This window comes from Leifsonia sp. 2TAF2 (assembly GCF_052115085.1).
In the GTDB taxonomy this organism is placed as follows: Bacteria; Actinomycetota; Actinomycetes; order Actinomycetales; family Microbacteriaceae; genus Leifsonia.
This window is the reverse complement of the sequence record NZ_JBFRFY010000002.1, coordinates 1,013,288-1,025,433: the sequence shown is the minus strand read 5'-3', so window position 1 is coordinate 1,025,433 and position 12,146 is coordinate 1,013,288. Positions and strand designations below refer to the sequence as shown.

Sequence of the window (12,146 nt, the reverse complement as noted above, 5' to 3'; positions counted from 1 at the left end):
GCCAGGCTAGGCCGGTTCGGTGACGCCCGACAGAACGCGCAGCGAACTCATAGGGCGGCGCTAGGAGTCACCGTTCGCTAGCGTGTGTCGCGTGGGCTATCTCTTCCTCGCGGTCGCCATTGCGACCGAAGTCGTCGCGACCACGTTCCTGAAATTCACCTCGGGCGAGAACCCGAAGTGGTGGGCTTTCGTCATCGTCGTCGTCGGGTACCTCGCGTCGTTCTTCGCGCTGTCGCTGGCGCTCGGACGCGGCGTCCCGCTCGGCATCGCGTACGCGATCTGGTCTGCTGTCGGCGTCGCCGCGATCGCGATCATCTCGTGGGTGTTCTTCAAGGAGTCGCTGACCTGGGTTCAGATCGCGGGCCTAGTGCTCGTGATCGGCGGGGTCGGTCTGCTGGAGCTGGGCGCAAAGCACCCGGCGTAGCCGAACGCTGCCAGGATCAGGCGGAGCCGACGAATGCGGCGAGCGCCTCGTCGATGGTGCGCGCCGGCGGGATGTAGTCGTACCGTGCGCCCTCGCCTTCGGGGACGTACTCGCCCTCCGGCGTGATGGTGATCGCGCCGAGGAATCGGCCGCGGCCGAGCTCCGCATCCTCGTCCGGGAAGGAGTGGTCGTACACGTCGTAGCGTTCGCCGTCCTCGTAGACGGTCAGGTCTTCCAGCAGCGGCATCTCAGAACCTCCTCGTGAACGGCAGCGGCTTGCGCATCCGGATGAGCAGAAGCAGCGGGACGAGCACGTACGGCCCGTTGTACAGCAGGAACACGACCGGGTTCGGCGTGCGCTCCCCCACCGGGCCGAAGAACTCGACGCCGAAGATCGGGATCGCGGTAAGGCTGATGATCATCGTGGCGTAGATGACGGCGAACAGCTGGATCCAGTTGAAGCCCTTCACCAGGGAGATCACCAGCAGCACGTAGAACGGCAGATAGACGAAGGCACTGGTGCCCGTGATGAACCGCAGCCACAGCGGCTCGTGCATGTAGAGCGGGTCGTACTGCGACGAGTAGGTGTAGTTCCACTGCGCCAGGATGTTCGTCGTCGTAGCGGTCTGCGGGATGCCGAGCGTAGGGATCGCGTCGCTGATGATGCAGGTCACAATGAACAGCGAGAACATCACGATGAAGAAGATGTCGACGGGGCGCTTGCGCAGCGGCAGGTTCGCGGGCGTCGCCGGGGCGACGGAGGCGACCTGTCCGGTTCCAGGGGTCACGGTGGTCACGCCGCGAGCCTAGCGCCGGTCAGCCGCCGACGGCGGGAGCCCGTGAGTGCGAAGTTCTACTTCAGCGACTTCTGCATCAGGACCGTGCCCAGCCACCGGTCGAACTTGTACCCGACGCGGCCCATCCGGCCGATCTCGGTGAAGCCGAAGTTCTCGTGCATCCTGATCGACGCGTCGGCGCCCTTGTCGGCGATGACGGCGATGATCTCCTTAAGCCCTGCGGCCTTGGAACGGTCGATGAGCTCCTGCATCAGCACAGGTCCCAGGCCTTTCCCCGTCGACGCCGCGCCCAGGTAGATGGAGTTCTCGACGGTGTAGCGGTAGGCGCGCTTCTGCTTCCACGGCTGCACCAGCGCGTAGCCGAGGATCTGCCCGTTCGGCGACTCGGCGACGATGAACGGCATCCCGAGTTTCTTCAGGTAGGCGAACTTGCTCTTCCACTCGCGCAGCGTCATCGCATCCTCGTCAAAAGTGACGGTGCTGTTGGCCACGTAGTGGTTGTAGATCTCGCGGATGTGCGGCAGGTCTTCGGGCCGAGCCTCGCGGATGGCGTACTCGAACGGCGTCTCCGCCGGCTCCTGCTTGCGCAGGTGCGGCGGCAGGACGCGACGCGGCTCGTATTCCTCTTCCAGCACGGCAACAAGCCTACGTCGCCCGTATTGCGTGCGGGTTACGGTTCGAGCGACCAGTCCACCGGTTTCTCGCCCGCACGCTCGAGCAGGCCGTTCGCGCGGGAGAAGGGCTTGGACCCGAAGAAGCCGCGGGAGGCCGAAAGCGGACTCGGGTGCGCCGATTCGATGACCGGGTTGCCGTCCAGCAGCGGCTTCAGAGTGGAGGCGTCCCTCCCCCACAGGATCGACACGAACGGCCGGCCCCGGGCGACGAGCGAGCGGATGGCGTGCTCGGTCACCGCCTCCCATCCTTTCCCGCGATGCGAGGCGGGCTCACCCGGACGGACCGTGAGGACGCGGTTGAGCAGCATCACGCCGTGGTCGGACCACGCGCTCAGGTCGCCGTGCGGGGGCGGAACCACGCCGAGGTCCTCGCGCAGCTCGCGGTAGATGTTCTGCAGGCTCCTGGGCAGCGGACGCACGTGCCGATCCACCGCGAAGGAAAGGCCGATGGGGTGCCCGGGCGTCGGGTACGGATCCTGGCCGACGATGAGGACGCGGACATCCGCCAGCGGCGCCCGGAACGCCCGCAGTACGGCGTCGCCCGCGGGCAGGTAGGGCCGGCCCTCAGCGACCTCGGCGCGGAGGAACTCGCCCATCGCGGCGATGCGGTCGGCGACGGGTTCGAGCGCAGCCGCCCATCCCGGGTCCACCGCGCCGTCGGCGGCCAGCTCGGCAAGGGACTTCGGCACGCGCGGCGTCAGTGGGTCGCTGCGGTGACCGGCGGGAGCGCCGACCACGGGAACGTGATCCAGCGGTCGGTGCGACGCCACACGAAGTCCGGCTCGAGCACCGTGCGCGGCTTCGAGTACAGGCACACCGTGCGGACGTCCGCGCCGGAGGCCGCGATCAGGTCGACCACCATGGCGAGGGTTCGACCCGAGTCGGAGACGTCATCCACCAGCAGGACGCGCTTGGCGTCGAGCGCGGCCGAGTCGAGCAGCGGAGGGAGCACGACCGGCTCCGGGAGACGCGTGTCGACGCCGGTGTAGAACTCGACGTTCAGGGCGCCGCACGCCTTGATGCCCAGGGCGTAGGAGATGGCGCCCGCAAGCAGGAGGCCGCCGCGCGCGATCGCCACGACCATGTCCGGTTCGAAGCCGGACTCGACGACCTCGCCGGCCAGGTGGCGGGACGCCTCACCGAACTCCAGCCATCCCAGGACCTCGCGTTCCGTCTCCTGGAGAACGTCTGCACCGGAATCGTCGAGTTCGCTGGCCATTGCTCTACCGTACCGGGGCCATGCGGGTGTTAGCATCCGCGCATGACCTCGGAGAAGACGTCGGCCCAGCGCAGGGCGACCGTCGCGATCGGCGCGGCGGCGGGCCTCATCGGCTGGCTCGCCCTGGTGGAGCTGACCAGCGGCATTCTGCAGGGGTACTACGTCCCGCTGATCTCCGACATCGTGCAGCATCTGGGCATCCACGACGCCGACTACAACTGGTTCGAGGCCGCGCAGCTGCTGCTCTCGGCCCTGGTGGTGCCGGTGCTCGCGAAGCTCGGCGACATGTTCGGGCACAAGCGCATCCTGCTGATCGCCACCGCCCTGACCGCCCTCTCGACGTGGGCGCTCGCGTTCTCCGGCGACTTCGCCACCTACCTGATCGCGTTCGCCTTACAGGGGTTCTACGTCGTCTGGCTGCCGCTGGAGGTGGCGCTGATCTTCGACCGAGGCCGCCGCACGGGGAGCGCCGCGTCGGGGACCCGCCGGGCCGCAGGGCTGCTCGTCGTCGCCCTCGAGGCCGGGGCCATCGTCGGCGCGATCGGAGCGGGCCTCCTGTTCGAAGCGTTCGGCGGCGATGTCACGCTGACGCTGATCGTGCCGGCGGTCGCCGTCACGCTCGTCTTCTTCGCGATCCTGTTCGGTGTGCCCGAGTCGGAGCCGGGACCGGGTCGCACCCTCGACGGGATCGGATTCACACTCCTCGCGTTTGGTCTGCTGCTCATCACGTCGGGGCTCACCTTCCTGCGCCTCAACGGAGTCGGGACCTGGTGGGTCTGGGCACTCATCGTCCTCGGCGTGCTCGCGTTCATCCCCTTCGGCCGGTGGGAGTTGAGGCAGGCGGATCCGGCGATCGACCTGCGGGTGCTGCGCCGCCCGTCCATGTGGCCGGTGCAGCTCACTGCGGGCCTCATCGGCATCAGCCTGCTCGGCGCACAGGCGCCCCTCAGCACCTACGCGGGGACCGATCCGGCCAACGGTTACGGGCTGGGACTCTCGGCCGGCCAGCGCAGCATCCTGATCGGCGCCTACCTGATCTCGATGATCGTCGGCGCGCTGCTGTTCCCGGTGGTCTCGTCGTGGCTGACGCCGCGGGTCACGCTGATCGGCGCGTCGTTCCTGGTCGCGATCGGCTACCTGCTCTTCCTGCCCTTCCACCTCGAGACCTGGCAGGTGTTCACCAACATGGCGATCGCGGGTATCGGCTCGGGCGCTCTGGTCGGTGCGCTCCCGGCCGCTGCCGCCGCCGCAGCCCCACGCGGCCAGACCGGCGTCGCCACTGCGCTCACGAACACCACCAAAACGATCGGCGGGTCGTTCGCCTCGGCGGTGTTCGGCGTCGTGCTGCTCGCGGGCGCCGCGACCGTGACGGCGACCGCCGCGAGCCTGCTCGGCTACATGACCGTCTGGACCATCTGCGGCCTCGGCGCGCTGGTCGCAGCGGTACTCCTCTTCTTCGTGCCGCGACTCGCCTTCGCGGACGCCGAAACGATCGAGCCCGGCGAGCCCGTGCTATCCGCCCAGGAGTGACATGAACGACCAGCTGCCTCCCGCCGTCGCCGACGCGCTCACCGAGTTCCTGCTCGAACAACGGCGCCGGGCGCCCGGGCTGGTCAGCCGCGCGGTCGTGACTGGGTCCGCCGCCACCGGGGACTGGCATCCCGGCGTCTCCGACATCGACGTCGTCTTCGTCGTCACCCGCGACCCGGTGAACGACCTCCCGGCCCTCGCTGAGTTGCATGCGGCCTCGGATCCGCACATCGACGGCGTCTACCTGACCGAGTCGGAGCTCGCCCGCGGACCGGAGGTCGTCCAGACCGCGCCGCAGGTCGTCGAAGGGGTGCTGGTGTCTCAGCTGGAGGGCGCGCAGCTGAGCTGGATCACCTGGCGCGAGCTGGAGTCGGGCGTGCAGGGCGTCGTCGACGGCGGCGACGTCATCTGGACCCCGGTCGCCGATCGCTACGCGGGAACGGGCGAGGGCGTCGTCGCGTTCTCCCGCCAGAACCTGCTCGACTACTGGCAGCGCATCGGCGAGAGCCTCGAGCAGGAGCTGTCCGGACGGGAGGAGGGGTCGCCGCTCCGCCCCGAGACCGTCCGCTGGGTGGCGCTCGGCCCCATCCGACTGGTCGCGACGATCGAGACCGGCGAGGTGCTCTCAAAGACGGCCGCCGCGGACTACGCCGCCGAACGGTGGCCGGAGCACGCCGAGCTGCTCCAGCGGGCGGTGCGCGATCGCGCGGGCGATCGCCAGGAGTTCACCGTGCGGGATGGGCGACAGGCGCTGGAGCTGCTGCGCGCCTGCGTCGACGTCGCTGCAGAGTGACCCTACGGCTCAGCCCCGGTCGTGACCGCTGTCGTGCGGGTGGTCCCGTTCCCGTTCGGCCCGCAGCCGCTGCGTGCGGTCGGTGAGGTAACTGACGATGGTGGCGCTCGCGGTTCCCACGATCACGATCCCGCCGATCATCAGGACGACCGCGAGGACCCGACCCTGGATCGTCACGGGGTAGTAGTCGCCGTAGCCGACCGTCGACATCGTGACGCACGCCCACCAGACCGAGTCGCCGAAGGAGCGGATGTTCGCCCCCTTCGCGTACCGCTCGGCCTGGAACACGGCGAGCGAGATCACGTAGATGAACATCACGATGAAGCTGGCGGCGGTGATGATCACGCGCCGCCGGAGGTGCGATCCGGAATCGCCGCCGAGGGCCGGGATGCGATGCAGACTCGTCAGCAGTCGGAACGGCCGCGCCATGGGCAGGAACACGGAGAGCAGATCGACCGGGTTGTGGCGGACGAAGGACCCCTTGTCCTTCGACAGCATCAGCCGGATGACGAAGTCGCTGAGGAAGAACAGCCAGACGACGACGAGGATGACGATCAGGGTGACGGTCAGCGCACGCGATTTGTGCTCCTCCAGGATGTTCCAGGAGTACGCGATGAGGAAGAGGACGCTCGCGGCGACCCCGGGCCAGGCGGTCGCCCGCTCCCAGCGGTCGCGTCTCGGATTCACCTCCTCCTTCGCCATGTCAGTCCTTGACGCTGAGCTCGCCCTTGTGGAGCCGGTACGGCGCGGCCTGCGCCACCGGCTTCACGACGATCAGGTCGAGGTCTACGTGCCGCGGAAGGGTCAGCGCGTGCACGATGGTCCCGGCGACATCCTCGGCCGAGAGCGGCTCGGGGACGTCCTCGTAGACCGCGTTGCGCCTCGCTTGGTCGCCCCCGAACCTCACGAGCGAGAACTCCTCGGTCGCGACCATCCCGGGCGCCACCTCGACCACCCGGATCGGCTCACCGTTCAGCTCGAGCCGCAGCACCTCGGTGAGGGCGTGCTCGGCGAACTTGGCGGCGTTGTACCCGCCGCCCCCGACGTACGCGGTGAGGCCGGCGATGGAAGTGACGACGCAGATATCGGCGTGCCCGGTCTCCGCGGCACCCCGTCGCAGCAGCGGCAGCAGCGCCGAGATCACCCGCTTGGTGCCGATGACGTTGATCTCGTACATCCAGATCCAGTCGTCGATGCTGGATGACTCCACCGAGTCGAGGCCGTGCGCGCCTCCCGCGTTGTTGACGAGCGCGTGGATGCCGCCGGTCGCCGCCAGGTGGTCGCGCAGGGCGTCCACATCCTCCTGCTTCGTCAGGTCGGCGACGAACACCTCCGCCCCGGTCTCCGCGGCGAGCGCGTCCAGGCGGTCCTGCCGCCGGGCGACCCCGACCACGTCCCAACCCTCCGCACGGAACGTGCGCACCGTCGCCGCTCCGATCCCCGAACTCGCTCCCGTCACGACAACCCGTCTACCCATGAGCACATTGTGGCGGGTTACGGCGTGTTTCGGATACGTTGCTCCCGCGCGGGGGCCCGAATAGCCTGCTTGACGACAGCGGTGGCAGACCGCTTGCACACTCTGGACCTCACACCCGAAGGAGAGACGCCATGACCGATGCCGCCGACTGGCAGTTCGAAACCAAGCAGATCCACTCCGGCGCCGCGCCGGACCCGGTGACGAACGCCCGCGCCACCCCGATCTACCAGACCACGTCGTACGTGTTCAACAATGCCGAGCACGCCAAGAACCTCTTCGCGCTGGCCGAGTTCGGCAACATCTACACGCGCATCCAGAACCCGACGCAGGCCGTCGTCGAGGAACGCGTCGCCGCGCTCGAAGGGGGCACCGGCGCCCTCCTCGTCGCGTCCGGCCAGGCGGCCGAGACCTTCGCGGTGCTGAACATCGCCCAGGCGGGCGACCACATCGTCTCCTCCAGCTCGATCTACGGCGGCACGTACAACCTGTTCAAGTACACGCTCGCGAAGCTCGGCATCGAGACGACGTTCGTGGAGAACCAGGACGACGCCGAGGAGTGGCGCCGCGCGGTCCGGCCGAACACGAAGCTGTTCTTCGCCGAGACCATCGGCAACCCGAAGATCAACATCCTCGACATCGAGCTCGTCGCCGGCGTGGCGCACGAGGCAGGCGTCCCGCTGATCGTCGACAACACGATCGCGACCCCGTACCTGATCCGCCCGTTCGAGCACGGTGCCGACATCATCGTGCACTCGGCGACGAAGTTCCTCGGCGGGCACGGCACGGTCATCGGCGGCATCATCGTCGACGGTGGCACGTACGAGTGGTCCAAGAACGTGGACAAGTTCCCGGGCCTCACCGAGCCGGACCCGTCGTACCACGGCGCCAGCTACACGGCTGCGGTCGGCGATGGTCTCGCGTACATCATCAAGGCGCGCGTCCAGCTGCTCCGCGACCTGGGTGCGGCCATCGCTCCGGCAAGCGCCTGGCAGCTCATCCAGGGCATCGAGACCCTCTCGCTGCGCGTCGAGCGTCACACGCAGAACGCGCAGGAGATCGCGGAGTTCCTCGAGTCGCACCCCGACGTCGCCACGGTGAACTACTCGGGACTGCCGACGAGCCCCTGGTACGCCACCGCCAACAAGTACGCCCCAAAGGGCGTCGGCGCGGTGCTGTCGTTCGAGCTGAAGGGCGGTGTGGATGCGGGCGCGGCCCTCGTCGACAACCTCTCGCTGTTCAGCCACCTCGCCAACATCGGCGACGTGCGCAGCCTCGTCATCCACCCGGCGTCGACCACGCACTCCCAGCTGACCCCGGAGCAGCAGCTCACCGCGGGTGTCACCCCGGGCCTCGTGCGCCTCTCGGTGGGGCTGGAGAACGTCGACGACCTCAAAGCGGACCTCACGGCCGGCCTCGCCGCCGCCCGCTCGGTCGCGGAGGCTGCGCGCGCGTAACCCCGCTTCCATCCGGCGCCGCCACCCACTACGCGAAGACTGCACGCGAAACTCCGGTTTCGCGTGCAGTCTTCGCGTATTCGGCGGTGGGGCTCGGCGGTGGGGCAGTGCGCGGCGTAACACAGACCAGCAAGCGCGTCGGCTCCGGGAGAATGGACGGTATGGAGTGGCAGACATCCGCCGACACGGCGCCGTCGAGTTTCATCACGGACGCCCAGGCGCGGACGCTGCTCGGCAAGCCGCCGGCGAGCGGTGCCTGGAAGGAGTCCGACGCCCCGGGCGACCGTCAGTTCGCCGGGATCGGCGCCTTCTCCTTCGAGAGCGGCGACAGCCTCCCCTTCGTCCGGGTGGCCTATGAGACCTGGGGCGAGCTGTCTGCCGAGCGCGACAACGCCGTGCTGGTGCTTCACGCCCTGACCGGCGACTCGCACGCGGTCGGACCGGCGGGCCGCGGGCACCGCACACCCGGCTGGTGGGAGGGCATCATCGGCCCGGGCAAGGCGATCGACACCGACCGCTGGTTCGTCGTGGCGCCCAACATGCTGGGCGGCTGCCAGGGCACCACCGGCCCCGCGTCGCTCGCGCCCGACGGCGCGGAGTGGGGCGCACGCTTCCCGTTCACGACCATCCGCGACCAGGTGGCCGCGCAGGCCGCGTTCGCCGACGCGATCGGGGTGGACCGCTGGGCGGCCGTCATCGGCGGCTCGATGGGCGGGATGCAGGCGCTGGAGTGGGCGGTCATGTTCCCGGAGCGCGTCGAGCGGCTCGCGGTCATCGCCGCTCCCCCGCACTCGACCGCCGACCAGATCGCGCTGAACTCGGTGCAGATCGAGGCGGTCCGCACCGATCCGCTCTTCCGCGGCGGTCAGTACTACGACGCCGGCGACGGCAACGGACCGCATCGCGGGCTCGCCCTCGCGCGCCGGATGGCGCTGCTGAACTACCGCAGCCCGTCGGAGCTCAACGTCCGCTTCGAGCGCGCCTGGCAGAGCGGCATCAGCCCGCTGGGCGGCGGCGGCCGCTTCGCCGTCGAGTCGTACCTCGACTTCCACGGCAACAAGTTCACGCGCCGCTTCGACGCCAACAGCTACCTCACGTTGGTGGAGGCGATGAACTCCCACGATGTCGGGCGCGGCCGCGGCGGGCTCGCGGCCGCACTGTCGCGCGTCACCGCCCGCACCCTCGTCGTCGGGATCGACAGCGACCGGCTGTTCCCCGTCGAGGGACAGGAGCAGATCGCCTACCATGTTCCGGACACGCTGGACGGTAGAGTTCCAGTGGTGATCCGCTCGGACTTCGGCCACGACGGGTTCTTGATCGAAGACGACGCCGTCGGCGCCCAGCTGCGGCGGCTGCTCGCTGACTGACGAGGGATGGAGGGGCATGTCGCGCATCCAGAAGGAGCGTGATCGGCTCCTGGCGGCGACGGCCCGCACCGTCGGTCTGACAGCCACGGTCACTGCTCTGCTCTGCTTGAGCGTCCCCGGTTCGCTCCCGCTCCCCCTGTACCTCGCGTCCGTGGTGCTGATCGTGTGCCTCGGTGTCGCGCAATACCAGCTCGCCGCGCTGCTCCGGCTGACCCTATGGATGTGGGTCATCGTGGTCTGCGGGCTCGCGCTCATCCTGCTCCACCTCCTCCCGGGCACAGCGCTCGGCCCGTCGGCGATCAGTGCCGTCGGCGTGATCGGTGCGGCGTCGGTGGCCTGCATCTGCGTGGTCGCCGTCACCTCCCGCGCCCGGCTGATCCTGCTGGTCGCCTCGGCGGCCCTGACAGTGGCAGCACTGGGTGTGACGCTCGGGATGACCGGCTCGCGGATGATCGAACCGCTCGTCTTCACCATGACCGGCTGGATCGCGCTCACGGCCACCGGCGTGTGGCTCTCGCGCACCGTCCCGCGGACCCTCAAGCGCATCTCCACCATGAGCCGCGCGTACCGCGTCGAGCGTCAGGCCAGCGAGACCGAGGCACGGCGCCGCCAGAGCGCCCGCCTGCTGCACGACACGGTGCTTGCGACCCTCACCCTGCTCGCCCACTCGGGCGTCGGCGTCAGCCACGGCGCGCTCCGGGAGCAGGCGGCGGAGGATGCGGCCCTCCTGCGGCAGCTGCGGCTCGGCTTCACACCTGACCCTGCGCGCTCGGGCGACTACAGGCTGAAGCCAGTGGAGGAGTCCACCCTCGGCAACACCCTCGAGTCGGTGAAGCAGCGCTTCCGCCGCATGGGGCTGGAGGTCAACTGGCACGGGGCCGGGCAGGTGCTCCTCCCGAGCGATGTACTCGACGCCTTCCTCCTCGCCCTCGGTGAGTGCCTGGAGAACGTCCGACGGCATTCGGGCGTGAAGGAGGCGCATGTGACCATCACGGACGACGAGGCGAACGTGCGCGCGATGGTCACCGACGCCGGCAAAGGGTTCGACGTGACGACGATCGACAGCGGCAGGCTGGGCTTCACGGAGTCGATCGTGGCGCGGTTGCGGGATGTCGGCGGCAACGCACGACTCTTCTCCTCCCCCGGCAGCGGCACGACCGTCGTGCTCGAGGTGCCCAAGTGACGCGCGTCGACGAGCGGCTCGTCCCCCGCAGCCCGATCGCCCGGGTGGCTGCAGGCGACGAGCGGGATGCGCTCGGCCGGGCACGCCTCGACGTCGGCTTCAACGTCGCCACAGTGGCGCTGATCGCTTTCCTCCTGATCCTCTTCGGGCTGAACGTCTCCGAGTACCCGATCCTCGGGCTGTCCGTCGCCGCCTGGGTGCTGGTCGCCGTCACCCTGGTCGCCGCACTGGTCCTCCGCTTCCGCCTGCCGGACGAGCTGCCCCTGTGGCTGTTCCTGGGCGCCCTCGCGGTCTGGGCGGCCGCGGTCGCTCTCGACATCGCGGGCACCTGGCCGGTCGGGGGCGCCACCGCGCCCCTCACGGCTGCGGCGGCGGTCGGACCCGCCCTCCTGCTGTGCGTGCCCGTACGGCTGGCGCGCGACATCCTGATCGCGGCGGGTGTGCTCGGCGGCGTCCTCCTGGCCGTCGTGATCGCGCGCGCGATCCCGGACCCCCAGCTCCTCGGCCCCGGGCTCGTCACCGTCGCCATCGCCGTGGCGCCGCCGGTCGTGGGCGTCCAGATCGTGCGGTCGCTGCGCACGCTTGTGCAACTCGAACTCGACCTGGTCCAGGTGCAGAGCACGGTCGTCTCCCCCGGTTACGCGATCGGGATGCTCGCCTCGGAGGAGCTCGCCCGGCTCGACCTCGCCGCCGAGCGCCTCCTCGACGGCGTCGCGACCGGGCGTACGGCCCTCCCGCTCGATCAGGACACGGCGGACGCGGCGGCCAGCATCGCCACCGAACTGCGCCTCCACCTCATCCAGGGCCGCAAGGAGACGTGGCTCTACCATGCGGTCACCGAGTCGGCACTGCTGGGTCCGTCGGTCACCCTCACCGACCCCGACGGCCTCGCCGCCGGCCTCAGCCGGGACCAGCGCGACGGGCTTCTCACCGCGGTGTGGCTGCTGATCAGCGACCCCGTGCGGACCGGCGCAGGGCAGCCGCGCACGCTGACGCTCGACCTCGCGCGCCCCGTCGGGACGTATCCCCGCACCTCCAATCCCGGCGCGACGATGACGATCGCGATCTCGACCAGCGGTGTGCCGCGAAACGGGGTAGACCCGGCGGCATGGCAAGCTATCCGTAAAGTAGGCCGCTACGTCGAGTCGTTCTCCGGATCGACACTGCACATCGAGATCACCACGGTGAGCGACACGTCAGCCGAGCTGATGTGACCCGGCTGGACCGG

General features: G+C 69.5%; 14 protein-coding genes. 7 read left to right on the top strand and 7 right to left on the bottom strand.

The genetic code is table 11. The features are described from left to right. Window positions 1–91 precede the first annotated feature (91 nt). The gene (locus AB4Z18_RS17060; RefSeq protein WP_441783931.1) at window positions 92–424 is read left to right on the top strand and encodes a DMT family transporter; all 333 of its coding nucleotides are present in this window, start codon (window positions 92–94) and stop codon (window positions 422–424) included. Window positions 425–440: 16 nt separating this feature from the next. Here the strand turns inward: AB4Z18_RS17060 and AB4Z18_RS17055 are convergent, their stop codons facing one another. From AB4Z18_RS17055 to AB4Z18_RS17035, 5 genes are read right to left on the bottom strand one after another with little or no spacing between them, the layout of a single operon-like run. Further along, window positions 441–671: a hypothetical protein gene (locus tag AB4Z18_RS17055; protein ID WP_441783930.1), complete on the bottom strand. Its 231-nt coding sequence runs from the start codon at window positions 669–671 to the stop codon at window positions 441–443. A 1-nt stretch (window position 672) separates the two neighbouring features. Further along, on the bottom strand, window positions 673–1,221 hold the full coding sequence (locus AB4Z18_RS17050; RefSeq protein WP_441783929.1) for a DUF2781 domain-containing protein: 549 nt from the start codon (window positions 1,219–1,221) through the stop codon (window positions 673–675). A 56-nt stretch (window positions 1,222–1,277) separates the two neighbouring features. Further along, window positions 1,278–1,856 (bottom strand): GNAT family N-acetyltransferase, encoded by a 579-nt coding sequence (locus AB4Z18_RS17045; RefSeq protein WP_441783928.1) that lies wholly within the window; start codon window positions 1,854–1,856, stop codon window positions 1,278–1,280. A gap of 35 nt (window positions 1,857–1,891) precedes the next feature. Beyond that, complete coding sequence (locus AB4Z18_RS17040; RefSeq protein ID WP_441783927.1) at window positions 1,892–2,584, bottom strand: uracil-DNA glycosylase; 693 nt, start codon at window positions 2,582–2,584, stop codon at window positions 1,892–1,894. 8 nt (window positions 2,585–2,592) lie between these two features. After that, a complete protein-coding gene (locus AB4Z18_RS17035) occupies window positions 2,593–3,114 on the bottom strand; it encodes a phosphoribosyltransferase (protein WP_441783926.1) in 522 nt (173 codons plus the stop codon). A 42-nt stretch (window positions 3,115–3,156) separates the two neighbouring features. Here AB4Z18_RS17035 and AB4Z18_RS17030 point away from each other — a divergent pair, with 42 nt between their 5' ends. Together AB4Z18_RS17030 and AB4Z18_RS17025 are read left to right on the top strand one after the other, a co-directional pair. Next, on the top strand, window positions 3,157–4,644 hold the full coding sequence (locus AB4Z18_RS17030; RefSeq protein WP_441783925.1) for an MFS transporter: 1,488 nt from the start codon (window positions 3,157–3,159) through the stop codon (window positions 4,642–4,644). Window position 4,645: 1 nt separating this feature from the next. Next, window positions 4,646–5,437 (top strand): nucleotidyltransferase domain-containing protein, encoded by a 792-nt coding sequence (locus tag AB4Z18_RS17025; RefSeq protein ID WP_441783924.1) that lies wholly within the window; start codon window positions 4,646–4,648, stop codon window positions 5,435–5,437. A gap of 9 nt (window positions 5,438–5,446) precedes the next feature. Here the strand turns inward: AB4Z18_RS17025 and AB4Z18_RS17020 are convergent, their stop codons facing one another. Then, on the bottom strand, window positions 5,447–6,139 hold the full coding sequence (locus AB4Z18_RS17020; protein ID WP_441783923.1) for a potassium channel family protein: 693 nt from the start codon (window positions 6,137–6,139) through the stop codon (window positions 5,447–5,449). 1 nt (window position 6,140) lies between these two features. Continuing rightward, a complete protein-coding gene (locus AB4Z18_RS17015) occupies window positions 6,141–6,914 on the bottom strand; it encodes an SDR family oxidoreductase (RefSeq protein ID WP_441783922.1) in 774 nt (257 codons plus the stop codon). Window positions 6,915–7,045: 131 nt separating this feature from the next. Here AB4Z18_RS17015 and AB4Z18_RS17010 point away from each other — a divergent pair, with 131 nt between their 5' ends. From AB4Z18_RS17010 to AB4Z18_RS16995, 4 genes are all read left to right on the top strand, one after another. Further along, window positions 7,046–8,368 carry a bifunctional o-acetylhomoserine/o-acetylserine sulfhydrylase gene (locus AB4Z18_RS17010; RefSeq protein WP_441783921.1) on the top strand — a complete coding sequence of 441 codons (1,323 nt, stop codon included), beginning with the start codon at window positions 7,046–7,048 and terminating at the stop codon, window positions 8,366–8,368. A gap of 161 nt (window positions 8,369–8,529) precedes the next feature. Next, window positions 8,530–9,735 (top strand): homoserine O-acetyltransferase MetX, encoded by a 1,206-nt coding sequence (metX, locus tag AB4Z18_RS17005; RefSeq protein ID WP_441783920.1) that lies wholly within the window; start codon window positions 8,530–8,532, stop codon window positions 9,733–9,735. Window positions 9,736–9,751: 16 nt separating this feature from the next. Continuing rightward, the gene (locus AB4Z18_RS17000) at window positions 9,752–10,918 is read left to right on the top strand and encodes a sensor histidine kinase (protein ID WP_441783919.1); all 1,167 of its coding nucleotides are present in this window, start codon (window positions 9,752–9,754) and stop codon (window positions 10,916–10,918) included. Further along, the gene (locus tag AB4Z18_RS16995; protein WP_441783918.1) at window positions 10,915–12,132 is read left to right on the top strand and encodes a hypothetical protein; all 1,218 of its coding nucleotides are present in this window, start codon (window positions 10,915–10,917) and stop codon (window positions 12,130–12,132) included. The genes AB4Z18_RS17000 and AB4Z18_RS16995 overlap by 4 nt, the downstream gene beginning before the upstream one ends. The last annotated feature ends 14 nt before the right edge of the window (window positions 12,133–12,146 follow it).

Bases quoted from the DNA above. Each gene is read 5' to 3' on its own strand.
- AB4Z18_RS17055 (WP_441783930.1), bottom strand. From the start codon at position 671: ATGCCGCTGCTGGAAGACCTGACCGTCTACGAGGACGGCGAACGCTAC.
- AB4Z18_RS17035 (WP_441783926.1), bottom strand. From the start codon at position 3,114: ATGGCCAGCGAACTCGACGATTCCGGTGCAGACGTTCTCCAGGAGACG.
- AB4Z18_RS17030 (WP_441783925.1), top strand. From the start codon at position 3,157: ATGACCTCGGAGAAGACGTCGGCCCAGCGCAGGGCGACCGTCGCGATC.
- AB4Z18_RS17025 (WP_441783924.1), top strand. From the start codon at position 4,646: ATGAACGACCAGCTGCCTCCCGCCGTCGCCGACGCGCTCACCGAGTTC.
- AB4Z18_RS17020 (WP_441783923.1), bottom strand. From the start codon at position 6,139: ATGGCGAAGGAGGAGGTGAATCCGAGACGCGACCGCTGGGAGCGGGCG.
- AB4Z18_RS17015 (WP_441783922.1), bottom strand. From the start codon at position 6,914: ATGGGTAGACGGGTTGTCGTGACGGGAGCGAGTTCGGGGATCGGAGCG.
- AB4Z18_RS17010 (WP_441783921.1), top strand. From the start codon at position 7,046: ATGACCGATGCCGCCGACTGGCAGTTCGAAACCAAGCAGATCCACTCC.
- metX (WP_441783920.1), top strand. From the start codon at position 8,530: ATGGAGTGGCAGACATCCGCCGACACGGCGCCGTCGAGTTTCATCACG.
- AB4Z18_RS17000 (WP_441783919.1), top strand. From the start codon at position 9,752: ATGTCGCGCATCCAGAAGGAGCGTGATCGGCTCCTGGCGGCGACGGCC.